Consider the following 23,384-nt stretch of genomic DNA (forward strand, 5'->3'; position numbering starts at 1 on the left):
AGGAATCGCCGATGGCCAGGACGCACCCGCCGCTCGACCCTGAGCTCGCCGCAGTGCTGACGGTGGTACACGAGCACCTATCACCGACCATTACCCCCGAGGACATCGAGGAACTGCGGACCAAGCCCATGTTCGCGGTCCCGGACGAGCTCCTGACGCGCAACGGGACGGTCCAACTGCAGAACTTGTCCGTACCCGGCCCGGAGAGTGCTCCGGAGGTTTCGCTCCTCGTCCTCAAGCCGGTGGGTCTGGCGGCAGGAGCGCCCATCCTCTACTACATGCACGGCGGCGGCTTGATCATCGGCACCAACCGCACCGTAGCCGGCGGCGTGCTGGACTGGGCCGTCGACATCGGCGCCATCGTGGTGTCGGTGGAGTACCGCCTGGCACCGGAGCACCCCGACCCGGCGCCGATCGAGGACTGCTACGCGGGTCTGCTGGGGACCCATAGACTCGCCACGGAGATAGGCGGTGACCCGAACCGCATCGTGGTCACCGGAGCGAGCGCCGGCGGCGGGCTCGCGGCTGGCGTGGCGCTTCTCGCACGCGACCGCGGTGGCCCTAAGCTGTTGGGTCAGTTGCTCATGTGCCCGATGCTCGACGACCGGTTCCTCACACCGAGCAGCCAGGAACTGGACGGCGAGGGCCTCTGGGACACCACCAGCAACATGACCGGATGGAACGCGTTGCTCGGCGAACGCAGAGGTGGCAGTGACGTCAGCATCTACACGGCGCCCGCGAGGGCGACCGACCTGACCGGCTTGCCCAGCTCCTTCATCGACGTCGGCTCTGTCGAGACCTTTCGCGACGAGGACATTGATTACGCCGCTCGGCTGCTGCAGGCCGGCGTCCAGACCGAGCTGCACGTCTGGCCGGGCGGTTTCCACGGGTTCGACGGCATCGCGCCACAAGCTGCGCTCTCGCAGACCGCATCGGCGACCCGAAGGGCCTGGGTCCGGCGACTCTTGGCTGCGGGCTGACAAGCAGCAGGACGACGTGATCTGCCCGCGCGTGAACTCGCAGGCCGAACTCGGGGTCGACTCCTTGACACGGCACCAAGCGTGCCTGCCTGGAGCGGGAAGACAGACCACTGTCCGGTGGGCCAAGTGATGTCCCCGACATTCACGAGGTCGGCTGAGCCGCACTGAGCCAGCACCTCTACGAAGTCAACTCTGAACTGTGAGGAAAGATGGACACAAACGAAGTTGCCCGGCCGCAAGGAGAGAGGCCGCTGACCAACCGGGGCCGCTGGGGCGCCGACGACGACCGAGGCACCCTGAATTTCATCACGGCCGCTGCGCGTGTCCGCGGCGTGGCCGAAGCCATGACGGGTCGTGTTGTCTCCTTGGCTCACCCGATCACACCGGTACCCATAGCCGCGCCGGTCGCCTTCGCCGAGCACAGCATGCCGGCCGCAGTACTGCAAACGATGACGTTCACCGGTTCGCCCGCCCCGGCGTTGACCGATGTGTTGCTGATCAACGTCCACCATGCGCGTTCGACGCACATCGACGCGTTGGCGCACATACCGGTCGACGGCACCGTCTACCCCGGTGTTTCAGTCGCCGAGGCAACTGCCGGGGCGACGGTCAGCCGGAGTTCATCGTCAGCGTTCGTCGACGGAATCGTGACCCGGGGGGTATTTCTCGACCTGGCGCCGGGAGAGCGGCTCGCGGAGAACCATGTCGTGACCGCGGACGACCTCGCGGCGGCCGAGGAGCGACAGGGAGTGCGGGTCGAGTCCGGTGATGCGCTGGTTGTGCGCGGGGGATGGGTCGCAGCCGACGATCCTTTCGGCCCCCTGCCCACCACCTCGCTGAGCGCCGTCGAGTGGATGGCGGAACGTGAAGTGTGCCTGTACGCCGGCGACATCGGCGACAAGCTCCCTGGACCGTCAGGCGGATCGCCCGTCCTGCACAACATCGCCCTGGCCGAGCTTGGAATGCCATTGATCGACTGCGTCAACGTGGGTGAGCTGGCGCGGGTATGCGCCGAAATCGGGCGATACAGTTTCCTGTTCGCGCTTGGCACGATTCCCGTGCACGGCGCGACCGGGCTCCCGGCCAATCCTCTCGCAGTCTTCTAGGTTCGTTGCGAAAGTGCTGCTCTCAGCCATTTGTTGTGATGGCTGCGAGCAGCGCGGTCGCTCCGTAGCGGACCGCGAGATCGTTGTACCTGGTGGCTGCAGACCTGTGGCGTCTCGCCGGGTTCATCCCACAGTCCACCGCATGGTGTTGCCTGCCACTTCGGTGGGCGCCCACGTGGGAACCGAGATCCCTGCGGTCGTGAACCTGGCCGGGCGCGCTGCGTTGCGTCGCTGACTTCTCCCGCCAGCCTAATCTAATTAGTCATTATTCTGCGTGTTGCGGGTCAGGGCTGGTCGCCCACGAGGGCGATTGCGTGCGTCTCGGGAACTCCCAGCATCAGCAGGCTGGTGATCGTCGCTGCTTGGGCGCCGAGGGTCCCGTTGGACAGGTCGCTGTCCGCGATGGCGAACACGACGCCGTAGGCAACCTGACTCAGACTGCCCGCCGGCAGGTGCTGTGCGAACACGTCGGTGTCCTGGCCTCGTTTCACGAGGTCGGCGAGGAGCTCATCGACTGGCCCGAGCAGGCTGTGGATCGCCTCGCCGTACTCGCCACGGCGCAGCGCCAGCAGCACTCGGTAGCGGGTGACGCTTCCGGTCGCGGTGACCGTCTTCCCGAGGGACATCCCACGCGTGCCGCGTAGCTGGATCGAAGACACCTACAGCAATCTGATCCACTACGGCGAGGCCGACAAGGGCGGGCACTTCGCGGCCTTGGAACAGCCCGAGATCCTGGACAGCTCACCAGCTCCAGGCACCCATCGTGCTGATCTGGGACAATCTCAACACCCATCGGGCCGCCGGAATGCGCGACTACGCGGCCGCGCACGACTGGCTCACCATCATCCAACTGCCCTCATACGCACCGGGCTTGAACCCGGTCGAGGGCGACTGGTCGCTGTTACGGCGCGGCCCGCTGGCCAACACCGCCTTCACCGACGACGAACACCTCGAACGCACCCTCCGGCGGGGCCTACGCCACATCCAACTCCGCCCCGACCTGATCGACGGCTGCCTGGCCGGCACCGGACTCACACTCACCCACCAGCCGCCACCAATCCGAAGAGATCAGTAGGGCGGCGGGCCATCGGCAACTGGGACCCGGGCCTGATCTCGCTGGTGCCGAACCCCGCCGCCTCGCTGCTGCGCGCCGGACGCGGTACCGAGCCTGCCGTCGCGGCGGTGGAAGCGGGCCGGCTGGGTCGCGAGACCCGGTGGGCTCTCGCGCCCGGCTGGCTCGGTGACCAGTTGACTCAGTGATCGGAGATCAGGTCGACGTTGCCGTCGAACTGCCACAGGGGGTTGGGGGTCGGCTTGCCGGCATTGATGATCAGGAAGTACCCGTTCACCTGCACCGGTCCGTCCCCGTCGGCGATGTAGCGCCCGGTGGGGGTGACATCGACCTGGTAGATGGCCTGGGCGGTGACGTTGTAACCGGGGACGTTCCAGGAGACGGTGCAGCGCCAGTCGTTCCCCGGCCCTGCCTGCGCTCCGAGCCCCTCGCTCTTGTCGCAGGCCGCTGTGGTCTGCAGTTGCGCTGCGGTGACCGCCGGCTGGTGCATCTGTTCTTGCTGGGACGGGTAGAGGTGGGAGAAGACCGTGGCCACCGAGCGTTGCACCTTGTCCTGGGTGATGCCGGAGCCGCCCGCCCCGGTCCCGACGGCGACGGCACCGACCGTCGCGGCCAGCACGCCCGCCAGTGGGAGGACACCCAAGGTCAGCGCCCTGCGTCCGGCGCCGTCGTTGTTGAGGTTGGTGAAGTCCCGGCGCAGGAACAGCAGACAGGCCAGTGCCGTCGCCACGACCGCCCACACCAGGCTGACCCCGATGCCGATCAGCAACGGCCCCAGCTGCTGGGGATCGGTGAACAGGCCGTTCCAGGAGATGAAGGCGTAACTGGGCAGTGCCAGGCGCACCGTGACCGGCAGCGGCAGCATCTGCGCTGTCTGCATCCCGAGGGCGGCGATCACGGGCAGCAGCAGGCCCATCGGGGATCGGCCCAGGGCCACCGACCCGAGCAGCCCGATGGCGGCCAGGGCGAGTGTCGGCGCCAGTACGCAGACCCACGCCAGCAGGACCTTGCCGGCCGCGTCTTCGCCGGTGAGCAGGTGGCCGTCCAGGCCGACCAGCGGCTGGTTCCCCTCCGCGAGCAGTCCGCCGAGCATGCTGGAGACGGCCAGGCCGGCTACCAGCAGTCCGATCACGGTGACGCTGGCGATCGCCTTGGCTGCGAAGATCCGCCGGTGCGAGCGGACGGCGATGATCAGGTGGCGCCAGGTGCCCAGCCGGTCCTCGCAGGCGAAGACGTCGCCGGCGACCACGGACGTGACCAGCGGCAGGGCCCATGTGCCGGCGACGCCGAGCACCACCAACGGTCCGGCCCAGCCGGTGGCGTGCATCCACCGGCCGAAGAGGGTATCGGACGGCAGGGTGTTCTGCTGGTCGATCGCGAACACCAGCAGGCCTGGACCGAGCCAGCACAGCAGCACCAGCAGGCGCACCCGCCAGGCGGAGAATTGCTTGACCAGCTCCATCCGCAGGATCCGGACCACCGGAACCGGGCGTCTGCCGGCCGTCCCGGGCTTCAGCGCGGCGCCGGCTCCGGCGGCGGGGGCGTCGGCGAGGGGCGTGGTCATTGGTCGGTCTCCTGCCCGGTGAGGGCGAGCTGGTCCGTCAGGGAGAGAAAGGCTGCTTCCAGCGGCGAGACGACGGGCGCGAGTTCGCGCACGGGGATGTTCGCGCGCACGATCCGCGCCAGGAGTTCGTCCAGAGCAGCCGTTCGCGCGCGTACGACGATCACGTCGTTGTCCGGTCGCGCCACGCCGTCGGAGTCCTGGACGACGCGAACGCCGGGCGTTGCGGCCGCGACAGCGTGCGCGGCGGACGGATCCAGGGCGCGCAGCCGGTAGTCGAGTTCGTGGTTGTCATCGGTGAGTTTCTTGGGCGGGCCGGAGAACACCACATGCCCCTTGGCCAGGATGGTGACCTCGGAACACAGCGCCTCCAGATCGTCCATCCGATGGCTGGACAGGACGACCGTGACGCCCTGGGCCGTGAGCCGTCGCAGGACCTGGTGCACCTGCCTCTTGCCCGCCGGGTCCAGGCCGTTGGACGGCTCGTCGAGCACGAGCAGGCGCGGTTTGGTCAGCAAGGCCGCGGCCAGTCCCAGTCGTTGGCGCATGCCCAGGGAGAAGCCGCGGACCTTTTGATCGCCGGCCTCGGTGAGTCCGACCTGTTCCAGAGCATCGCCGACATCACCGGCGAGCGAGTCATCAGGCTGCAGCGAAAGCAGCGTCGCGAGGTTCTGCTTCGCGGTGAGAGTGGGGTAGAGGCCGGGTCCGTCGACGAATCCGGAGACACCGTCAGGCGCCGGCAGCCCACGGCCCACTGAAGTGCCGAGGATCTCCAGATCCCCCTCGTCGGTGACGGCCAGGCCCAGCATCAGGCCCAGCAGCGTGGTCTTTCCGGCACCGTTCGGGCCGACCAGGCCGTAAATCTGACCCTGCGCGACGCTTACATCGACATGGTCGAGCGCGACGACGTCACCGAAGACCTTGGTGATGCCGTGTCCCCTCACTGCGATCGTCGTGTCCATCCGTTCCTTCCTCAGCTGGCGAGCGAGTGGGCCCCCGTCCCGCTGGGGGAACGGGGGCCGTTACCGAGTGGCGCTGGTCACTGCACGTTGATCGCGGTGTCGTCGAGCACGAAGGAGGTCTGGTACTCGTAGTCCTCCGCGCCGGTGAACTTGAGCGTGACCGTCTGTCCCGCGTAGGGGGAGAGGTCGAAGGTGTGCTGCGCGAATCCGGTGATGCGGTCGAGATTGGAGTAGGTGTGCAGGGTGCCCAGCACCGTGCCGGAGCTGTTGAGCACCTGCACCTTGAGCGTGTCGTAGGCAGTTGTGGTTGAAGTCTCCGCCGTGTCCACGTGCAGCCAGAAGCTCAGCTGCTCCGAGGTGCAGCCCTTCGGCAGAGTCACCGTCTGCGACAGGGTGTCGGTGTGGGTGGTCCCGTAGCCGTCCAGCCACGTGTCCCAGCTGCCGGAGTGCGGCGGCTCGGAGGAGGAGTTGTTGATCACGCCGGAGGACGCGGTCCACGGAGCCGGGTTGGAGCTGCCGTTCTCGAAGCCGGGGTTGCCGAGCAGCTGCTTCGCCTGGCACCCGGTGCTTCCGGTGGGGGTGGCGGACGCCTCGTTGCTCTGTGCCCCCTCGCCCACGCCGTTCACCGCGGTGACCCTGTAGTAGTAGGTCTGCCCGGTGGTGAGCCCGGTGTCGGTGCACGAGGTCACCGCGCCCAGTCCGCTGCAGCCGCCGCTGGTCAGCAGCGACTCGGTGCCGCTGGAGGTGCCGCGGTAGACCTTGTACGAGGTGATGTTCTCGCCGCCGGTGCTGGCCGGTGGCGTCCAGCTGAGCGAGACCTGTCCGGTCCCTGCGGTCCCCGTCAGGCCGGTGGGCGCACCCGGTGGCGTCGCGGCAATCGGGTCGGCTGTGACGGTCACCGTCGAGGATGCCGTGTTGGCGGGCGAGGCGCTGTCGGTGACGGTCAGTGTCGCTGTGTAGGTGCCCGCGGTGCTGTAGGTGTGGCTCGGGTTCTGCGACGTGCTGGTCGCCCCGTCACCGAAGTTCCAGCTGTAGCTGTACGCCGGAGTGCCGCCGGTGGCCGTGCCGGTGAAGGCGACGTTCAGTGGCACCTGGCCGGACGTCGGGGTGGCCGAGGCACTTGCGGCCAGCGGGTTGCCGACGGCGCTGACCGTGGTCGTCACCTGCGAGGTCGCGGTGTTGGCGGGCGAGGCGCTGTCGGTGACGGTCAGTGTCGCTGTGTAGGTGCCCGCGGTGCTGTAGGTGTGGCTCGGGTTCTGCGACATGCTGGTCGACCCGTCACCGAAGTTCCAGCTGTATGTGTACGGGGCCGTGCCGCCGGTCGCCGAGCCGGTGAAGTTCTCCGTCAGCGGCGCGTTGCCGGTGGTCGGCGAGCCCTTGGCGCTCGCGGACAGGGGGGTCGCACCCTGGACCCAGAAGTCCTCCAGCGGGTCGCCGAGCGCGGCCTGGTCCGCGGTCGTCATCGGGAACGTGGACGCGCCCAGGTTGTTGTTCGGGTCGATGACGCCGGAGTGCACGTTCTCCATCGTGCGCTCCATCGCCGCGAGGACGTTGGCCGTCGTATACGCCACGTGCGAGACGTAGTGTTGCTTGACGTAGGCCGGGTTCCCGATGACGAGCAGTGGCACGCGGTAGGTGTTGCTGACGTGGTCCGGGCCGTTGCTGCCGTTCTGGGTGTCGTCCTCGGTGACGACGATCAGCGTGTTGTTCTTGTACGTCGGGTTGCTCATGATGGAGCTGACGATGTTGTTCGTCGCGGTGTCGTTCCCGGCGATGTCCTGGTACGTGCCGGGGTGGTCATTGAAGAGTTCGACGTAGTTGTAGGCCGGCATCCCGTACTGGTTGACGAATTTGAGGTAGTCGCCGGAGACGGTGCTGTCGGGGATGCTCTGGTTGTTGCAGGTGTACTCGTTGGTGTGCAGCTCTTCGGGGATGGTCGTGCCCGGACGGTTGGGCGGCAGGACCTCGATCTTGCCGTCGGCCGGGTTCTTCCAGTAGCCGCTGCCACTGTTGAGCATCCAGTAGATGTCACCGTTCACGATCATCGAGTACGGGCTGGTGCCGCTGCTGGTGCCGGACGGAGCGGTGCAGGCACTGGTGCCCTCGTCCGTGGGGCCCTGGTCGCTCTGCAGGAACCGGTCGAACTGGGTGCCGTTCGACGGGTAGGACTGCTGCTGGCTGCTGGACGAGGACTGCCCCGAGAACAGGAACCAGTGGTTGGGGCCGGACGGCGGCTGGACGCCGGTGCTGTACGAGTCGGACAGCGAGTAAGTCTTTGCCAGCTGGTGCAGGTCCGGAACGGAGCTCATGTGGTTGGTGCTCTCCACCTGGCCGTTGCAGCCGGCGGCGATCGTTGTCGCGCAGTCGCCGAGGTAGTCGTCGAAGGTGTGATTCTCGCGATAGATGATCACGAAGTGCTGAAACGGCGGGAAGTACGGCGCCAGCGGGTTCACCGCCGCTGCGGGCTTCCCTATGATCGTCTGATGGCCACCGACCGTCTGCACGACGCTCTTGTCGGTGATCTTGAAGTTCTTGGGCTGCGGGAACTTCGCGAACTCCACGCCGGGCGCGGCGAACTTCGCGCCGGAGCAGTCGAAGTCGTCCGGCTTGTACGTCATCGGACGCTTGCCGAGCGGCATGTTCTTGGCGTTCGGGGGGGTCGTCGCCGGGTTGTACCCCTTCAGCGTGCACGAGCCGACACCCGTCGCGTGGTGGGCGGCGTCAGCGATCCCGACGCCGTGAGCCACGCTCTCCACCCCGCCGAACAGCAGGGCGAGGCTGGCGACACCGGGCAGCAGTAACTTCTTCGATCTCTTCATTGGCACTCCCGTGTCGGAGGCGCGCGAGGGCGCGCGAATCTACGCGCGCTGAATGGAGCCATACGGGATTGTGACGATAAGTCAGGGGCACGACAAGTCAGCCAGCATGATCCACTTTACTCGCCACGCAATGTTTGCCTGCGTCCCCCGCGAGCCGACACGCCCGCGTCATCGCGCGCACTGCCTCTCTGCATGCATCCTGGTCACCCTTTGGCAGCTATGCCCCCCAGCCCAGAACGGGACCTGTCCCCGAGTGGTGGACACCTCTGAACCCGGCCCGGTAGGGGCCGGGGAGGAGGGATCTCTTATGGTGATGAAGGTCTACTCGCCCGAGTTCAAGGCGGACGCCGTCGCGCTGTACCCGTCGGACCCGAGCCACACCTTCGAGGGCATCGGCAAGGACCTGGGCGTCAGCCGGGAGACGCTGCGTAACTGGGTGCGGGCCGAGCGGGCCCGCTGTGGTGAGCGCGGCACGACGAGCACCAACACGAAGGACGTCTCGGTGAGCGAGGCCACGAAACAGGAGCTGGAGGCCGAGATAGCGGCCTTGCGCGCGGAGCTGAAGACCGTGGGCAAGGAGAACCAGAAACTGGCCACCGAACGGGACAGCCTGCGCAAGGCGACGAAGTTCTTCGCCGCCGAGATGAACTGGTGAACCGCTTCACGTTCATCGAGGACCACCACCACGCCTGGGGCGTGAAGCGGTTGTGTCACGTGCTGGAGGTCGCCCGCTCCAGCTTCTACACATGGCGGGCCGGCCGTCAGGCCCGCGCCGCGCGTGAGCGGGCCGATGCAGCGCTCGCCGAGCGGATCAGGACCGTGCACGCCGAGTGGGACGGCACCTACGGCCGGCCCCGGATCACTGCCGAGTTGCGCGGTGACGGTGAGTACGTGAACCACAAGCGTGTCGGACGGGTCATGGGGCCTTCCACCTTGATCGTGGACACCTCGACACTGGATCTTGAGTCCAGGGAGAGGATTCCCGGGTGGGGACCCACAAGTACCCGGCGGAGTTCCGGGCCGACGCGGTGGCGCTGGTCCGTTCGTCGGGCCGGCCTGTCTCACGCATCGCCGCCGAGCTCGGCGTGAACCACGAGACGCTGCGGCAGTGGATCAAGGCCGCGGAGAAGGCCGAGAGGCCCGAGGCGGTCGCGGAGTCCGCGAAGGACGCGAAGATCGCGGCCTTGCGCAAGCAGGTCCGCGAGCTGGAGATGGAACGTGACATCCTGCGTCGGGCGGCCAAGCATTTTGCGGGCGAGACGAACTGGTGAGCCGCTTCGAGTTCGTTGCCGACCATCGCGACGCCTTTGGCGTGAAGCGGCTGTGCACCGTGCTGAATCTGTCCCGGTCCGGGTTCTACCGGTGGCTGAAGACCGCCCCGGCCCGCGCAGCGAAGAAGGCCGACGACGCCGCGCTCGCCCGGCGGATACGCAAGGTGCACACAGAGTCCGGGAAGACGTACGGGACCAAGCGGATCACCGCCGAACTCCGCGCGGGCGGCGTGATGGTGAACCGCAAGCGCATCGAGCGGCTCATGCGCCAACACGGCATCCAGGGGCGGAGGTTGAAGCGGCGGCACCGCACCACGATCCCGGACCCCGCCGCCCAGGCGGTGCCCGATCTGCTGCGGCGGAACTTCACCGCGTCCGCCCCCGACCGGGCCTGGGTCGGTGACATCACCTATCTGCCCGTCGCCGGCGGGAAATTCCTTTATCTGGCCACTGTCATCGACGTGTTCTCTCGTCGCCTGCTGGGCTGGTCGATGGCCGAGCACATGCGGGCCGAGCTCGTCATCGACGCGCTCAACGCGGCCGTCCGCACTCGCGGCACCCAGGTGGACGGCGTCATTTTCCACAGCGATCACGGGGCTCAGGGCGGATTCAACTGGTCGTCGCAACACCCTGATCTCGGAGGTGTGCGGCGTGGCCACGGCGGACTGGAGTTTGAAGACCAGCGATGTTCCCAAGGGGGCGCGTCGGCAGTGGCGTGCTGATCGGGCACTTCGGCCGGCGATGCGCTCGCCTGGCCGGCCGGACCCGTCGCGGGTGGTGCAGCGCCAGTTCTGGCGGCTGATCGCCACCGGGGTCACGACGGTGGAGGCGTCGTTGGCGGTCGGTGTGTCGTGGCCGGTGGGTGCCCGATGGTTTCGTCACGCTGGCGGCATGCCGCCGATCCCGCTGGCTGAGCCCACAGGCCGCTACCTGTCGTTCGAGGAGCGCGAGGAGATCGCGATCCTGCGCGCGAAGGGCGCCGGGGTGCGCCAGATCGCCCGCGCCCTGGGGCGTGATGCCGGGACGATCTCCCGTGAGCTGCGCCGCAACGCCGCCACGCGCGGCGGCAAGCAGGAGTACCGCGCGACGGTCGCTCAGTGGAAGACGCAGCAGGCCGCCAAGCGCCCCAAGGTCGCAAAGCTCGTCACCAACGACCGTCTGCGCGAGTATGTCCAAGAGCGCTTGGACGGCACCGTGCGGCTTGCTGACGGCACAGCCGTGGCGGGGCCGGACGCTGCCGAGTGGAAAGGCCGCAAAATGAAGCCCCACCGAGCAGATCGGCGGTGGGCGACGGCCTGGAGCCCGCAGCAGATCAGCCACCGTGTCAGGCTCGACTTCCCCGATGATGAGTCCATGCGGATCAGCCACGAGGCGATCTACCAGGCATTGTTCATCCAGGGCCGCGGAGCCCTCAAGCGCGACCTCGTCGCGTGCTTGCGCACCGGACGTGCGCTGCGGGAACCACGAGCCCGGACGCGGAACAAGCCACAGGGTCACGTCACCGCCGATGTGGTCCTCAGCGAGCGGCCCGCCGAGGCCGCCGACCGAGCCGTTCCCGGGCACTGGGAGGGCGATCTGATCATCGGCACAGGCCGGTCTGCGATCGGCACGCTCGTCGAGCGTTCAAGCCGCTCGACGCTCTTGGTCCACCTCCCGCGGCTGGACGGCTGGGGCGAGAGACCGCCCGTGAAGAACGGCCCGTCGCTCGGTGGCTACGGCGCCGCCGCGATGAACGCCGCCCTGACGTCGTCGATGACGCGCCTGCCCGAGCAGCTGCGCAAGACCCTGACCTGGGACCGCGGCAAGGAGCTGTCCGGACATGCCCAGTTCGCGCTCGAGACCGGGACGAAGGTGTTCTTCGCCGATCCGCACTCGCCCTGGCAGCGCCCGACGAACGAGAACACCAACGGGCTGCTGCGCCAGTACTTCCCCAAGGGGACCAACCTTGCCAGTGGTCCGCCGAGGACCTCGAGGCCGTCGCCCTGGCGATCAACAACCGCCCCCGCAAGATCCTCGGCTGGAAGACCCCAGCCGAGGTCTTCGCCGAGCAGCTACGCTCGATCCAACAACCCGGTGTTGCAACGACTGGTTGAACCCACCCAGTACGGGTCGAAGGCGTTCGCCGACGCCTGCCGCCAGGCCGGGATCCGGCGGTCCATGGGAGCGGTCGGCACCTCCGCGGACAACGCTGCCGCGGAGTCGTTCTTCGCCTCGCTCAAGCGGGAGATCCTTCCCGACCGGCGCGGCTGGCCAAGCGAACGAGCCGCCCGGCTCGCGGTCTTCCGCTGGCTCGGCTTCTACAACCACCGGCGCAGGCACTCCACGATCGGCTACCTCGCGCCGGTCGCCTTCGAACAGAGATCAACTACGCTGGCCATCGCTGCATGACAACCGGTGTCCACGATCAAGGTGGAAGCCCCATGCGCAAGTACGGTATCGCCGGGCTGCGGCTGCGCAAGCGCCAGGTCACCACCGTGCCCGAACCGTCCGCCACGCCGGTGCCCGACCTGCTGCGGCGCGACTTCACCGCATTGCTAGGTGGTTCTGGTGGATTGGTCTGTGCTGGTCAGGGGTGGTCTGGCGGGTCGATCCAGGTCAAGAGGTGGGACTGTGAAGGGGCTCAGCCCAATTGGGGTCAAGCCGCGGCCGTGGTCTCATTCGTACCGTTTCCCGGTGGGGTGTCAGTGTCCGCTCCTACTCTTTGGGCCATGACATCAGCGATGCCGAAACGGCCGGTCAGTGAACTCCCGGGCGATCCCGCCCGTCTTCATCTTCACTACGGTCACGGACATCCCGCGGTGCCGTACGACTACGAGGACATTCTGGAACCCTGGCACGTCGCGGTCACTTACGGGATGGCGGGCGACGAGGAGTGGGAAGATGAAGAAGCAGGGGGCGGCCACGCTCCGGCCGCGGGCACCGAGATCGGGCACCTCGTCCTGTGGAGGCTACGTGACTACACCGGCGACAACCGGTGGGAGGCGGCGGACGCCGAATCCGGTGATCTTGAGGTCATCGTTTCCGCCGTCCTTGGCCGGTCCGGACGCACGGGCTACAGCGCCGCGTTCGAGAAAGCGGTCACACCATCCCGTCGGTGATCTTCTGATCCTCGACCGCGTCAGCCTCGACAAGGCGTGGAGGGGTTTCAGACTGGGCCCGGCGCTGGCCGTCGAGGCGATCCGCCGCCTGTCCGGGGGCTGTTGCGCGGTAGCCGTGTTTCCCGGCATGGGCGAGTACCCCGAAGACCGCGAGCAGGTCACCGAGGCCTATCGGCTCCAGGCGAAGAAGAAGATCGCCGTACTGTGGGAGAGCATCGGCTTCCAGCCGTTCCGCCGCGGGGTATGGCTCCTGGACATTGCCCTGCGCCGACCGGAGGAACTCATGCAGGCCCGCCGCGCTCAACTGAGCGCGCTCGGCACGGCCTTCCAGCAGCCCGGGTCCGTCTGAGAGCGGCCCGGCGGACGCCACGGCTGGCGCAGACGGCACCTGGGCGTGCCGGCGAGGCCGCGTACGATCCGGCTCTTCCTGCGGGCGCCGCATCGCGCGGATGACACGAACAGCGAAGAAAAAAAAGACAGAGGGGGCGGGGAACCATGGGGGAGAGGCCGCCGGTGGACGAGGACCTCCAGGATGCGCTGAACTGGGCACGGCAGCGCCTTAAGGAGATGGGCGTCTTCGAGGCGGAGGACGGACTGCGGTGGGCAGCGGCTCACGGGCTCGTCCTGTCGGTGTGGCGCAACGGCCCGATTGAGGACGCGCACGCCTCCCGGCCGACCAGCCGGCGCAAGGCATTGCACGACGGGACGATGTTCGCCCGCAACACCTGGCTCACCCGGCAGGCATTCGACGTCCTGGGCTCCGATGACCAGTTCCGTCTCTATGAGCTGGAGGACCTGGTCCTGGACCGGGACATGGTCTGGCCGGGATGCGAGGGGTCCCTGACGGACTTCGGCTGGGGGTTCCTCGGAGAGATCAAGAAGCAGGTGAAACAGCGTATCGACATGTTCAGGCACTTCGAGAAGAGACTGCCGCCGGAGGGCTTCCTTGTCTTCGCCGGCGCTCCCCGGATCGGGACCCACGATGACCATTACGGTATGCCGAAATGGCCTGCCTGCGTGGAAGCGGCGACGCGCCGGCTGTGCGGCGAGGACGAGGAGTTCTGGCACGCACGAGGCGATTTGATGACCCGTATCGGCCCCGCTCCCACTCCCGTCACCGCGGACCTTGAGGCAACCCGGAAACTGCTGCTGGAGTCCCCGTGGGAACTGGGCGCCGAGAACTTGGGCTGGTTCGCCTGGAACCCGATCCTGCAACCACCGGGCACGACACCCTAGGCGCGCGGCGGCAGCAGTTGCCACGGCCGCGGATGCGGTTTCGCTGGGACCGGCGACGGCCTCACGGTCCTCGGCTGAGCCAGACTGAGGGGCGGTCAGCCGTGTTCGACAGCGATACGTGCCAGGAGTTTCAGCAGGGGCAGGTCGGCTGCCACGGCATCGACTGCGTTGCCGAAGTCGTTGAGGATGAGATCCTTCTTGCCGTGTGCCAGGCCGTTGCGGATGGCGTAGAGGTGCTTGGCGGTATCGATGCCGGCTGTTGTGAGAGCCTCCACGCGACCGAGTGCCCGTTCTTTGAGCACGGAGAACACCTCGACGGGCTCCTCGGCGTGTTGCGGAAGAAATGCTGGAATGGTCAGCAGCTTTCCGAAGTCGTGCCCCTCGAGGGAATCGAGGTGGTCCGTGATGAAGTCCATGCCGTTGCTGCTCCGTGACGCTTCCAGCACGAGGTACAGCCCCATGTACTCGGCGAGCAGGTCAACGTGCCTGATGGCCATGGCGTAAAGGGCAAGCGGTTCGGTGCGAGCCGCGAACCGGCGGTTGAACCGGGCTAGCGGATCATTGTACGTGCCGTACCGGAGCCGCAGCATGTCGGTGTACCGGATCTCGTGGGCCTGCTGCGCGACGGAGTCCAGGGTGTCACGGTAGGTGCGATTGGCGGGAAGCCGCGGGCGTTCGTGCCCGATTGGTTCGTAGGGTGCAGTGGCCGGCTCCTGAAGGGGGGTGACGACCGTGGGGGAGTCGTGGTCGAACGCGATGCAGTCCGCGACGAAGAGCACGTCCTCAAGCGACGGCGCCGTGAGGGAAGCGTCGTAGAATCCCTCCGAGTTGAGGGGAAGGGGTACCAGCAGACCCAGCTCGGAGAGCTCTTGCATGCCCCACTTGCCGTCGGCCTCGAACTCCTTGATGCCTATGCCCGGCATGCGGATGCCGTAGGCAAGACTCGGCCAGTTGATTCCTTGCACCATGCAGGAAGGATAGGCAGCCCGCGCGGACGGCTTTCCCTTCAGTACGGTTGTGTGACACCAGGCGAATCGTCCTTTCAGTGCGCCACAATGAGTCGTCAAATTCCGCCGCGTCGTCGACGAACTCGCCGCCAACACGTACGCGATCGGGGAGCTGATGATCGAAGTCCCGAGCACGGCTTTGCCGCCCGCCGCTACGCGATCTCCGGCGATCGCCGCGCCCTGCACGGCACCGTCCTCTGACCGCCATCGCTCGCGGACACCCGGCTCCTGCTGTGAGCCACACACCCTGTTTTCCCAGGTGGGCGGGGTGTGCTGTGAGGCTGTCAGGTGTGAGGCCAAGGCTTGCGGCGAGGACCTGGGGCTGCTCCTGGTAGTGGTGCTGGTCGGATGGTCGCAGGGCGGTGTCGTGGATGTAGCGCAGCATTTGCATGGGCCCGCGTAGCACTCTGACGGGGACCGGGGCAAGGTCGGGGTGCCCGTGCCTGGCATTGGCTCCTTGAGACCACCAAGGTCGCGTCCGTGAGTACGGACCGGTCCCATCCCAAGGAGGTTCCTTGCCCATCGTCGTTGCCACCCTCCGGACCAAGCCCGGCCGCCGGGAGGACGTGCTCGTGGCATTCCGCCGGCACGCTGCCGCCGTGCACGCTGAGCCCGGCTGCCTGCTCTACGCCGCCCACGCCGGCGAGGACCGGGTCACCGCCGTGGAGAACCGGGCCGACCGAGCCGCTCTCGACGCCCACTCGGCCGGGCCGGTGCTGGCCGCGCTGGGCGGGGAGATCGCGGACGCGCTTGCCGGCCCCATGGACGTCGCGGTGCTGGAACCGGTTCCCGCTGGTGAGCCGGAAAAGGGTCAGCTGCCGAACACCTGAGCCGGGCCTGCCCACCAGCATGGGCCTGTCGTCAGCGGCCGCCGCCACGTCGCGGCCCTCAACATCAGTCGACTCGGAGAACGTGGTTGCGCAGTGCGCAGCTGGGTCAGGTCGTCGCGGTGGTCTACAGCGCACGGACGCCCGCCCGGTCGGTGCCCTCGTTCGGACCTTCCCACTGTCGACCGCCCGCCCAGGAACCAGCCGTAACGGCACCGAGTACCGTGGACGTCGGCGACCGGTGAGCGCTCCGCGCGGAGGTTCCTGTTCGTAACTCACGTCAATCCGGGGGAATCATGGCGGAAAAGGAACGCAATTCCTGGCGGCTGCCCGAACTTCGTGGCCGCATGACCCCGCCTTACCTCGCTGTCGGACTGGTGTCCGTCGGGGTCCTCACGGTGTCGTCGGCGTTCGCCTTCGGCAAGGTGGAGGTGGACTCGAGATTCGAACCGACGCTGGCGAACTTCATCTTTGCCCTTGGCCTGATCATCGGATTCCCAGGAGTATTCACACTGACCTCGTGGGCGCTCGGATTGCTCGACGGGCGGACTGGGGGCCGCGCCGAGCAGATCGAGCTAGAACTGAACCGAGCCCTGGGGCTCACCCCGGTGGACCCTTCCGAGCGAGCAGCCACCACCGACGACCGGGGCGAGACCGCGGCCACCCAGGCCACACCTGCCGAGGACCTCGACCGGAACTCAGTCTCCAGCAATTACGTGGTCAACATCACCGAGGGCGCCGCCGGACTCGCCGACTGGACTCGCGCCCAGAACGAGGGCCAGGCACGGTTGATCACCAAGTACTACGCCCAGGGCTACAGCCAGGCCCGCACCAGCTTCATCCTGAGCGTCACCTTCGCGATCCTTGGCTTCGCCATCCTGGCGGTGGCACTGATCCAGGCCCTTCGCCAGGGCACTTCGACCGTTTCCGCATCCACCACCGGTGTGGTCGGCATCATCAACGAAGCCGTCAGTGTCCTCTTCTTCACCAGAGCCGACAAGGCTCGGGACACGATGATGCAGATGATCGACAAACTGCGGTCAGACTACGAGCAGGAACGGAAGTTCATCGCCGGCCTCGCCGCCATCGAGCAGGTCAGTTCGGTGCGCATCCAGGACGCCCTCCGTGCCACCACCGCACTGGCGTTCACGGAAGCGGCGGTGAGCCTGACAGACCTGATGGGAGCGGCGGGGTCACTCCCGGCCGGTGACGGGGAAGCCGCCCCGCGCTACTACATTGAGGGACCACGGCTGAGTTCCGAGAGCAGGCAGAAGAGCCAACCGCTCCCGCCCGACCCCGAGAAGCCGTCCGAAGGCAGCCCTTCGCCTCGCACCCCCGCCGGCTTCCCCGCCGACGGCCCTCAGGTAGACCGCCCAGGTGAGCAGTAGGCAGAGCGCGTAATAGCCGCGCCCCTTATCTAGTGCTGTCAACTGCCTCTGCAGGTCAACGTGTTGGGCAGATGTAAGGCAAGTTAGGCACGTATGAGCAGGCACCCCTGTGATCGTGGGAGGGGTGGCCTTACTGGTGGGCTCGCCTATTCAACTGTCGTCAGTTCGTCATGGGGGCGGGCTTGTCGGTGACTTTGTGTCATCTCGGAAGGGGTCAGGTCAGGATCATCACCAGACCTTTTCCGTGGCGCCGGTCGCTGCGGCGCGTTCGATGGCCGCGAGTACCCGGTGATGGGCCGCGGCGGTGTGGAAATCGGGTTGGGGTCGGCGCCCTTCGGCGATCGACTGGGCGATCTCCTGGTAGACGGCCGCGACGTTGGCGACTGGTCCACCGGCAGGGTCGAAGGGGACGGTCCGGTAGTCGTCGGGCACCTGCACCTGCTCGCCGTTGACCCGGATGTCCCAGTCGGTCCAGTGCATGTACGTGCCCGGTCGGGTGGGAGCAACCGTCACAGTACCCTCGGAACCAACGAGCTTGATGAGGAAGCCGTCCGGGCTCCCACTGCCTCCGTGTACTGCGACGGACGCGGTGGCGCCGTTCTCCAGGAGGCCGTGGAGCATTACCTGTGCGGGCACGCCGTTGGGCACCGTGCGGCCGGTTCCCGTGACGTCGACGTGGTCGTGCGGGCGGGGCAACCTCGCGGAGACCTCGACCAGCCTGCCCGCCATCCGGTCCAGGGTGGCCAGGAAGTGGCCGGCCATGATGGTCAGGAGTGAGGTGCCCGCAGCCGGGTCGGTGGACCATGCCAGCTCCGGCGCGATCCGGGGGCCGCCCAGTGGGTCGCCGGCGGCGACCAGGGCGGCCGATTCGAGTCGGCCGATCGTGCCGGCGGCGATCAGGTCGGCGACGTACCGGGCGTCCGGGGACTGGTACCCCTGCAGGTTCACGGCGTGAACGACATCGGCCGCACCGGCCGCTCGGGCGAGGTCCTCCGCTTCCGCGGCGTCCACGCCCAACGGCCATTCGGACAGGACGTGCTTGCCCGCCTCCAGCGCGGCCCTGATCACCTCCGCGTGCCCGGACGCCCTGACGGACACCACGACCAGGTCCACGTCGGGATGAGCGGCAAGGGTTCCGGCATCGGTGAAGGCGCGTGGTACGCCGTGGGCAGCCGCCGCCTTGTCGGCGCTGGCCTGGTTGGTCGTCGCGACCGCGGTCACCTCGAACGCGGCGAGTCGGGCGAGGGCGGGCAGGTGCGATGCACCGGCCCAGCCGCTCGCTCCCACAACCCCGACCCTGATCATGTGCCCTCCCTAGTTCAGTACCGATCGATACGAAACTAGGGGGGCCGGAGCCGGGATTCAAGGGGTAACGTACCGATAGGTAAAAAACTTGAGGAGGTGCCGCATGTCAGGCGGTCGCCCACGCGCCTTCGACCCGGAAACCGTGCTCGACCGGGCACTGGAGGTCTTCTGGCGGCAGGGTTATGAGGGGACGTCCCTGTCGGACCTGACCGCGGCCATGGACATCAACAGGCCGAGTTTGTACGCGGCTTTCGGCAACAAGGAACAGCTGTTCCGAAAAGTGCTCGACCGCTACTTCACCAGCCCCGGAGCCTTTGCCGCCGAGGCCCTGGAGGCGCCCACCGCGCAGACCGTCATCGAACGGCTGCTCCTCGGGGCCGTCGCGCTGACCACGGGGCCCAACACTCCCCACGGATGCCTGAGCGTCAACAGCGTCCACGCCTGCGGCCCGGACTCCGAACCGATCCGCCAGGAGGTGATCGCACGGCGAATGGGTGGCGAAGCCGCGCTCCGCCACCGCTTCGAGCAGGCAGCCGACCTCCCGGCAGACACCGATCCGCGCGTCCTCGCCCGGCTGGTGTACACCATCACCGACGGCATCGCCGTACAGGCGGCGAGCGGCTGCACCCGCGACCAGCTGCACCAAGTGGCCGACCTGGCATTGCGCACGCTGTTTCAGCTGCCAAGCTGATCGGGCGTCACTGCTTTATACTGGTGAGCTCGCGTATTCAACTGTCGCGAGTTCTCGGATGAGGCCGGCGCAGCGGTCACCATACGTGGTCGTCGGGCTGGCCACGGCGGCCGCGGCCAGACCTCACTCCTCGCTGACGCGATGGGCACGCTCCTGCCCTGAGGTGCAGGCTGCTCGGCCGGCTGTCAGCGGCGGCCTGTTCAATGTCCGCCATGAATGTTCACGAGCTCGTGTCCGTGCTGGCCGATCCCGACGTCCTGCGTGCCCGTTGTCGGGCGCTGGCGCTGCTCGACGTTGTGCTCGGCGGTTCCGCTCCGAGGCACGACTACTTCCCGGGCTGGCGTGCGGGCGTGGACTTGGCCACGATGGAGAACGGCTCCGGTGATCTGTACGGGGTCGTCTTCGATCCGGGCGGGGTCTTTCTCTACGGTTTCGACCATGAAAGCGATGCCACGCCGTGGCGTGAGTGGCCCAGGGCGCACTGGCCTGGGCTGCTGGAGGGTCTGCCTGCTGCGCTGGCGCACTATCCGGCCGATCCGGAGCTGCAGTTCGAGGGGTTCTTTGACGCGACGGTGTGCGTGTGGCGCGAGGCGGATGCGGCTTCGTGGCGATGCGGTCCGGTGGTGTTCGCGCCGGGGGAGTCGGATGGGGCCGGTTGGCTTTTCAGGGTGCTGACCGACGGCAGTGCCGAGACCGTCTGCAGTGACGCTGAGGACTACTACGAACGGCCGGTGGACCGGCAGGCTGTTGCCGCGATCCTGTCGGGCGCCCCACTGGACCGTCGGACGGTCAGTGTGCTCAATCCGGTGGCGGGCTTCGAGGCGGTAGCCGACCGTGCCCGCTTGCTCGGCTACGTGGTGGCGGATGCCTGAACGTGGCGAGGGGTCTCACACGGGCTTTACTGGTGTCGGAACGGGAATTAGCGGTAGCGGCTGACGCGGCGCCGTGTCAGCGAGCGGGTTCCGTCGTTGGCGTGCCCGGGCTGGAGGGCGGCGAAGTCGGTGTGTGCCTGTTCGATGGCTTCGGGGTATGCCTCGCGCTTGGCATGCTCGGCGAGCGCCCGGTAGATGCTGGCGACGGACGGGTTCTGTCCCTTGCGCTTCCCGGTGGGGATGATCAGGTCGGGCTGGATCTGCTCGACCGACTCCCCGTTCGCCCGGCGGCGGAGCACGGTGTGGAGCATGTCGTCGGTGATGACCGGTGGCCGGCCACCGTGTTTGCCCTTCCGTGCCGCGGTGTCGAGCCCTTCCAGCGTCGACTCCCGGATGTTCTCCCGCTCCGTCTCTGCCATCGCTGCGAAGAACGCGAACAGCAGCTTGCCCGGCCCGGTGGGGTCGTAAAGGCCGGGCAGGGGACACCCACCAGCCGCTGGTAGTCCGGCGCGAGCGCCTCCACGCTCAGGCCCTCCCGCCAGTTGGGCACCGCCGGCCCCTGCGACCGGGACCCTCACCACCGCCGGAACCGGCACGGGACACGGCCGCTCCGCGGCATCCGGCTCCGGCGCAGCCAGGGCCTCGGGCAACTGCGCACGGGCAATGGCCCGCCGCTCCAACACCGCCTCTGCTTCCGCCAGTTCGCCCAGAACCCGGTCCGCCTCCGTGCGCGGCTCATCGACCCGCACCCGCGCCGACATCAGGCCGCGTCACGCCGTCGTCTCGGTCGTCTCGGCAGCCCGGAACGTCCGGCGGTAGGCGTTCGGCGAGACGCCGATCGCGGCGCGCACGTGCTGGCGCAGTGAGGCGGCCGTGCCGAACCCGGCACGCTCGGCGATGTGGTCGATCGGCAGGTCAGTGCCCTCCAGCAGGTGCCGGGCCAGGTCCACGCGCTGGTCACACCGCGACGTCGCATGGGAAGAAGGACTCACCGCAGCACGCGGGTGGGCCACCGAGAACGGGCACCTCCTGGCGCCGCTCGACGCCGTCTACCGGGGGCACAAGGTCGGCATCTGGCTGAAGAACGCGCGAGCCGACACCCGCGCCGGGACGCTGGCCCCGGAGCGGTGCGAGCAGTTGGAGGACATCGACCCCGCCTGGTGCCCCACCTGGCCCGTGGAATGGCAGCGCGCCTTCCACCTGGTCCGCCGGCACCTGGACGTCGGCGGCACCCTGCCCACCGCGCCGGGCGAGGCCGTGCGCCAGGGCGAGGACCTCGGACGCTGGGTACGCCAGCAGCAACTCGCCTTCGAGAAACTCACCGCCGTGCAGCAGTGGATGTGCGTACACGTCCTCGGCATCGAACCCGCAACCGAGGAAGAGAAGCCCCGTCCGCGCCGCAAGCACTCCGACCGGTGGGTACTCAACTACACCGCCGCCCGCCAGTACTACGAACGCGAAGGACATCTTCGAGTGCCCAGGGGACACATCGAACGGATCCTCACCGGCGACAACGGGGACCAGGAGGAACGAGACCTCAAGCTCGGGTCGTGAATCGGGAACCAACGCAGCAGGGCAGGGAGCCTCTCCCCCGAGCGGCACGAGCAGCTGACAGCGATCGGCATGCGCTGGACATAGCAGCGTCGGGTGCGGGCAGTGGGACCGGCAGCAGCACGACTCCCGGTTCCCCGTCCGACATGGCAGGCGATGGGCTTGGAGAACGGCGCGGGCGTGGCGACGGACCTATGCGCCCGAGCCGAGACAGCCGAAGGCCCAGCGCAGTACTTCTTGGTCGACGCGGGCCCGGCCGGTGCGTTCCATGGCCGTCTGGGTGTGGGCGGACAGGCTCCAGGTGGTCTCCAGCGCGCGACCGGCGAGCGGACCACCCAGAGCCGGACGATCACAGCGGTACCTCCATCCGGCGGGCTCTCCCGCCTCCCTCTCGGTGGGAGTCGGCACCCGAAGGGCAAAACTGGGATTCCGGCGACGTCCGCCGTGACCCGCGCCGCCAGCTTGTCGCCGGTGCTCGCCCAAGAGCTCGTAGCCTGCGTCAGCCAGCGCTGTCCCGAGAACGCAGAAACTGCCAGGCGGGGGCAGATGACATGGGAGAACTGACGCCACGGACTGCGGGGTGCTGGCCCTGCCGGCTGGCCGCTTGGAGAGACGGACGTGGGACAGATTGAGCAGGGGTTGGAGCGCGCGTTGCGCACCCGACCCGTTCCTTCAAGCACCGCGCCTCCAACGCAGGAAGCGGCGCGGAGAACGCTGGTTTCTGGAGGAAGGGTCTGGCACCCGTTCCACATAAAGCGGGCTGGCGACGACGCACCCCCGAGGACCCGTCAGAGGGTCACTCGTCACAATACGACAGGCGGTAACCCGCGCATAGCCAGACATCCATGCTGCGGTGTCTGCAAGCACTTGCCTGTCGAGATCGTTGATGAGTAGCCGCGTGGCACCTATTAGGTCAAAAGGTTGGGCTGCCGTGACATGCAAATCATCCGATCCATCGTAACGAAGGCGAGCATGCAATCGGTCCCCTCCCTCAAGTTCGCGCTCCGTTTCCCTTTCACCCTCTCCCATTCTTGCCCTTAGTAGATTCATAGTGTTAGCGTCTACTATCTGAACGTAGCCAGGGCCGCTGCTTGGTTCGTGCCGCGACGCATCGCTAGACGTACCTCCCCGCCACGTTCGAACTGCAATATCGACGCTATCGGAATCGCTCCTATCGTCTAGCTCCGTAACTTGTGCGGGTTGCAACCCGGCTGCGAGGTTCTTCGCGCTCCCGTGGAGTAGGAGCCTTATTGCCCCACCCGTGGAATACTCTTCAGTTCGGATTGGCAAGTCCACAAAGAGAAGTGTATTGCCGGGGAATATTACATAGTTAAATGGCGCGGCAAAGGCGATCCACTGTCCAGGGAATACGTCCGGATCCGTGAACCACTTCGCGTTCCGCTTGATATGGTTCACGGTTCTGCTCAGGTGTTTTATTTGAGGATCGGAAGCCTCTGGAGCGGACTGCACCTCGGCCTCTACGAACGGCGCTGTGACTCGAAGTCGCGTACTGGGCCAAGCTGCTTGAAGCTGAGGGACAAACTGACCTAGTTTGTTCGTAGACAGATACACGAGCTCACGCATCATGCTCCTCCCGCTCAGCCTTCAAACATCATGACAGGCATGGTTGGCGCTCCT

General features: G+C 67.4%; 22 protein-coding genes and 4 pseudogenes. 17 read left to right on the forward strand and 9 right to left on the reverse strand.

Annotated elements, in window-relative coordinates:
* The first annotated feature begins 11 nt into the window (after positions 1-11).
* Together AC4OXY_RS45765 and AC4OXY_RS45770 are read left to right on the forward strand one after the other, a co-directional pair.
* The gene (locus AC4OXY_RS45765; RefSeq protein ID WP_491992735.1) at positions 12-980 is read left to right on the forward strand and encodes an alpha/beta hydrolase; all 969 of its coding nucleotides are present in this window, start codon (positions 12-14) and stop codon (positions 978-980) included.
* 209 nt (positions 981-1,189) lie between these two features.
* Positions 1,190-2,086: a cyclase family protein gene (locus tag AC4OXY_RS45770; protein WP_491992736.1), complete on the forward strand. Its 897-nt coding sequence runs from the start codon at positions 1,190-1,192 to the stop codon at positions 2,084-2,086.
* Between the two features lie 284 nt (positions 2,087-2,370).
* On the opposite strand, the gene AC4OXY_RS45775 is transcribed toward AC4OXY_RS45770, so the two are convergent.
* Positions 2,371-2,745 carry a hypothetical protein gene (locus AC4OXY_RS45775; RefSeq protein WP_491992737.1) on the reverse strand — a complete coding sequence of 125 codons (375 nt, stop codon included), beginning with the start codon at positions 2,743-2,745 and terminating at the stop codon, positions 2,371-2,373.
* A gap of 86 nt (positions 2,746-2,831) precedes the next feature.
* Between AC4OXY_RS45775 and AC4OXY_RS45780 the strand changes: the two are divergent.
* Positions 2,832-3,161: pseudogene (locus AC4OXY_RS45780) on the forward strand (transposase); the annotation flags it as partial.
* A gap of 178 nt (positions 3,162-3,339) precedes the next feature.
* On the opposite strand, the gene AC4OXY_RS45785 reads toward AC4OXY_RS45780, so the two are convergent.
* The 3 genes from AC4OXY_RS45785 to AC4OXY_RS45795 all read right to left on the reverse strand — a co-directional run bounded on the left by AC4OXY_RS45785 (position 3,340) and on the right by AC4OXY_RS45795 (position 8,500).
* Positions 3,340-4,722 carry an ABC transporter permease gene (locus AC4OXY_RS45785; RefSeq protein WP_491992738.1) on the reverse strand — a complete coding sequence of 461 codons (1,383 nt, stop codon included), beginning with the start codon at positions 4,720-4,722 and terminating at the stop codon, positions 3,340-3,342.
* Positions 4,719-5,681 (reverse strand): ABC transporter ATP-binding protein, encoded by a 963-nt coding sequence (locus AC4OXY_RS45790; RefSeq protein ID WP_491992739.1) that lies wholly within the window; start codon positions 5,679-5,681, stop codon positions 4,719-4,721. Before AC4OXY_RS45790 ends, AC4OXY_RS45785 begins: the two co-directional genes overlap by 4 nt.
* Positions 5,682-5,758: 77 nt before the next feature.
* Positions 5,759-8,500, reverse strand: coding sequence for a PKD domain-containing protein (locus AC4OXY_RS45795; protein ID WP_491992740.1), 2,742 nt, complete (start codon positions 8,498-8,500; stop codon positions 5,759-5,761).
* Positions 8,501-8,807: 307 nt separating this feature from the next.
* Between AC4OXY_RS45795 and AC4OXY_RS45800 the strand changes: the two genes are divergently transcribed.
* From AC4OXY_RS45800 to AC4OXY_RS45840, 9 genes and pseudogenes are all read left to right on the forward strand, one after another.
* Complete coding sequence (locus tag AC4OXY_RS45800) at positions 8,808-9,155, forward strand: transposase (RefSeq protein ID WP_491992741.1); 348 nt, start codon at positions 8,808-8,810, stop codon at positions 9,153-9,155.
* Positions 9,156-9,319: 164 nt separating this feature from the next.
* Positions 9,320-9,589 (forward strand): helix-turn-helix domain-containing protein, encoded by a 270-nt coding sequence (locus AC4OXY_RS45805; protein WP_491994747.1) that lies wholly within the window; start codon positions 9,320-9,322, stop codon positions 9,587-9,589.
* Positions 9,487-9,771, forward strand: coding sequence for a transposase (locus AC4OXY_RS45810; RefSeq protein ID WP_491992742.1), 285 nt, complete (start codon positions 9,487-9,489; stop codon positions 9,769-9,771). Before AC4OXY_RS45805 ends, AC4OXY_RS45810 begins: the two co-directional genes overlap by 103 nt.
* Positions 9,768-10,493: an IS3 family transposase gene (locus AC4OXY_RS45815; RefSeq protein WP_491992743.1), complete on the forward strand. Its 726-nt coding sequence runs from the start codon at positions 9,768-9,770 to the stop codon at positions 10,491-10,493. Before AC4OXY_RS45810 ends, AC4OXY_RS45815 begins: the two co-directional genes overlap by 4 nt.
* A pseudogene (locus AC4OXY_RS45820) lies at positions 10,444-11,864 on the forward strand (IS30 family transposase). Before AC4OXY_RS45815 ends, AC4OXY_RS45820 begins: the two are co-directional and overlap by 50 nt.
* A 7-nt stretch (positions 11,865-11,871) precedes the next feature.
* Positions 11,872-12,159 (forward strand): annotated as a pseudogene (locus AC4OXY_RS45825) (transposase); the annotation flags it as partial.
* Between the two features lie 32 nt (positions 12,160-12,191).
* Positions 12,192-12,869 (forward strand): hypothetical protein, encoded by a 678-nt coding sequence (locus AC4OXY_RS45830; protein WP_491992744.1) that lies wholly within the window; start codon positions 12,192-12,194, stop codon positions 12,867-12,869.
* A gap of 127 nt (positions 12,870-12,996) precedes the next feature.
* Positions 12,997-13,218 carry a hypothetical protein gene (locus tag AC4OXY_RS45835; protein ID WP_356039310.1) on the forward strand — a complete coding sequence of 74 codons (222 nt, stop codon included), beginning with the start codon at positions 12,997-12,999 and terminating at the stop codon, positions 13,216-13,218.
* A gap of 164 nt (positions 13,219-13,382) precedes the next feature.
* On the forward strand, positions 13,383-14,105 hold the full coding sequence (locus AC4OXY_RS45840; RefSeq protein ID WP_491992745.1) for a hypothetical protein: 723 nt from the start codon (positions 13,383-13,385) through the stop codon (positions 14,103-14,105).
* A gap of 95 nt (positions 14,106-14,200) precedes the next feature.
* Here the strand turns inward: AC4OXY_RS45840 and mauJ are convergent, their stop codons facing one another.
* On the reverse strand, positions 14,201-15,073 hold the full coding sequence (gene mauJ / locus AC4OXY_RS45845) for a methylamine utilization protein MauJ (RefSeq protein WP_491992746.1): 873 nt from the start codon (positions 15,071-15,073) through the stop codon (positions 14,201-14,203).
* Between the two features lie 554 nt (positions 15,074-15,627).
* On the opposite strand from mauJ, the gene AC4OXY_RS45850 reads away from it, so the two are divergent.
* Positions 15,628-15,942, forward strand: a complete 315-nt coding sequence (locus AC4OXY_RS45850) for a putative quinol monooxygenase (RefSeq protein ID WP_356039322.1) — start codon at positions 15,628-15,630, stop codon at positions 15,940-15,942.
* A 293-nt stretch (positions 15,943-16,235) separates the two neighbouring features.
* Positions 16,236-17,327 (forward strand): TRADD-N-associated membrane domain-containing protein, encoded by a 1,092-nt coding sequence (locus AC4OXY_RS45855; protein WP_491992747.1) that lies wholly within the window; start codon positions 16,236-16,238, stop codon positions 17,325-17,327.
* 228 nt (positions 17,328-17,555) lie between these two features.
* Here the strand turns inward: AC4OXY_RS45855 and AC4OXY_RS45860 are convergent, their stop codons facing one another.
* Positions 17,556-18,632 (reverse strand): Gfo/Idh/MocA family protein, encoded by a 1,077-nt coding sequence (locus tag AC4OXY_RS45860; protein WP_491992748.1) that lies wholly within the window; start codon positions 18,630-18,632, stop codon positions 17,556-17,558.
* Between the two features lie 103 nt (positions 18,633-18,735).
* Here AC4OXY_RS45860 and AC4OXY_RS45865 point away from each other — a divergent pair, with 103 nt between their 5' ends.
* Positions 18,736-19,323: a TetR/AcrR family transcriptional regulator gene (locus tag AC4OXY_RS45865; protein ID WP_491992749.1), complete on the forward strand. Its 588-nt coding sequence runs from the start codon at positions 18,736-18,738 to the stop codon at positions 19,321-19,323.
* A 212-nt stretch (positions 19,324-19,535) separates the two neighbouring features.
* Positions 19,536-20,195 (forward strand): hypothetical protein, encoded by a 660-nt coding sequence (locus AC4OXY_RS45870; protein WP_356028568.1) that lies wholly within the window; start codon positions 19,536-19,538, stop codon positions 20,193-20,195.
* A gap of 47 nt (positions 20,196-20,242) precedes the next feature.
* On the opposite strand, the gene AC4OXY_RS45875 is transcribed toward AC4OXY_RS45870, so the two are convergent.
* Both AC4OXY_RS45875 and AC4OXY_RS45880 read right to left on the reverse strand, forming a co-directional pair.
* Positions 20,243-20,956 carry a recombinase family protein gene (locus AC4OXY_RS45875; RefSeq protein WP_491992750.1) on the reverse strand — a complete coding sequence of 238 codons (714 nt, stop codon included), beginning with the start codon at positions 20,954-20,956 and terminating at the stop codon, positions 20,243-20,245.
* A 9-nt stretch (positions 20,957-20,965) separates the two neighbouring features.
* Positions 20,966-21,151 (reverse strand): annotated as a pseudogene (locus AC4OXY_RS45880) (helix-turn-helix domain-containing protein); the annotation flags it as partial.
* Between AC4OXY_RS45880 and AC4OXY_RS45885 the strand changes: the two are divergent.
* A complete protein-coding gene (locus AC4OXY_RS45885) occupies positions 21,093-21,749 on the forward strand; it encodes a helicase associated domain-containing protein (RefSeq protein ID WP_491992751.1) in 657 nt (218 codons plus the stop codon). The pseudogene AC4OXY_RS45880 and the gene AC4OXY_RS45885 sit on opposite strands and share 59 nt — an antisense overlap.
* Positions 21,750-22,418: 669 nt before the next feature.
* On the opposite strand, the gene AC4OXY_RS45890 is transcribed toward AC4OXY_RS45885, so the two are convergent.
* Complete coding sequence (locus AC4OXY_RS45890) at positions 22,419-23,333, reverse strand: SAVMC3_10250 family protein (protein WP_362821078.1); 915 nt, start codon at positions 23,331-23,333, stop codon at positions 22,419-22,421.
* Positions 23,334-23,384: the final 51 nt, after the last annotated feature.

This window comes from Streptomyces sp. HUAS MG56 (assembly GCF_058673395.1).

Bases quoted from the DNA above. Each gene is read 5' to 3' on its own strand.
- AC4OXY_RS45795 (WP_491992740.1), bottom strand. From the start codon at position 8,500: ATGAAGAGATCGAAGAAGTTACTGCTGCCCGGTGTCGCCAGCCTCGCC.
- AC4OXY_RS45865 (WP_491992749.1), top strand. From the start codon at position 18,736: ATGTCAGGCGGTCGCCCACGCGCCTTCGACCCGGAAACCGTGCTCGAC.
- AC4OXY_RS45875 (WP_491992750.1), bottom strand. From the start codon at position 20,956: ATGTCGGCGCGGGTGCGGGTCGATGAGCCGCGCACGGAGGCGGACCGG.
- AC4OXY_RS45765 (WP_491992735.1), top strand. From the start codon at position 12: ATGGCCAGGACGCACCCGCCGCTCGACCCTGAGCTCGCCGCAGTGCTG.
- AC4OXY_RS45800 (WP_491992741.1), top strand. From the start codon at position 8,808: ATGGTGATGAAGGTCTACTCGCCCGAGTTCAAGGCGGACGCCGTCGCG.
- AC4OXY_RS45835 (WP_356039310.1), top strand. From the start codon at position 12,997: ATGGGCGAGTACCCCGAAGACCGCGAGCAGGTCACCGAGGCCTATCGG.
- AC4OXY_RS45830 (WP_491992744.1), top strand. From the start codon at position 12,192: ATGCGCAAGTACGGTATCGCCGGGCTGCGGCTGCGCAAGCGCCAGGTC.
- AC4OXY_RS45890 (WP_362821078.1), bottom strand. From the start codon at position 23,333: ATGATGCGTGAGCTCGTGTATCTGTCTACGAACAAACTAGGTCAGTTT.
- AC4OXY_RS45885 (WP_491992751.1), top strand. From the start codon at position 21,093: ATGTGGTCGATCGGCAGGTCAGTGCCCTCCAGCAGGTGCCGGGCCAGG.
- AC4OXY_RS45855 (WP_491992747.1), top strand. From the start codon at position 16,236: ATGGCGGAAAAGGAACGCAATTCCTGGCGGCTGCCCGAACTTCGTGGC.
- AC4OXY_RS45870 (WP_356028568.1), top strand. From the start codon at position 19,536: ATGAATGTTCACGAGCTCGTGTCCGTGCTGGCCGATCCCGACGTCCTG.
- AC4OXY_RS45860 (WP_491992748.1), bottom strand. From the start codon at position 18,632: ATGATCAGGGTCGGGGTTGTGGGAGCGAGCGGCTGGGCCGGTGCATCG.
- AC4OXY_RS45770 (WP_491992736.1), top strand. From the start codon at position 1,190: ATGGACACAAACGAAGTTGCCCGGCCGCAAGGAGAGAGGCCGCTGACC.
- AC4OXY_RS45785 (WP_491992738.1), bottom strand. From the start codon at position 4,722: ATGACCACGCCCCTCGCCGACGCCCCCGCCGCCGGAGCCGGCGCCGCG.
- mauJ (WP_491992746.1), bottom strand. From the start codon at position 15,073: ATGGTGCAAGGAATCAACTGGCCGAGTCTTGCCTACGGCATCCGCATG.
- AC4OXY_RS45790 (WP_491992739.1), bottom strand. From the start codon at position 5,681: ATGGACACGACGATCGCAGTGAGGGGACACGGCATCACCAAGGTCTTC.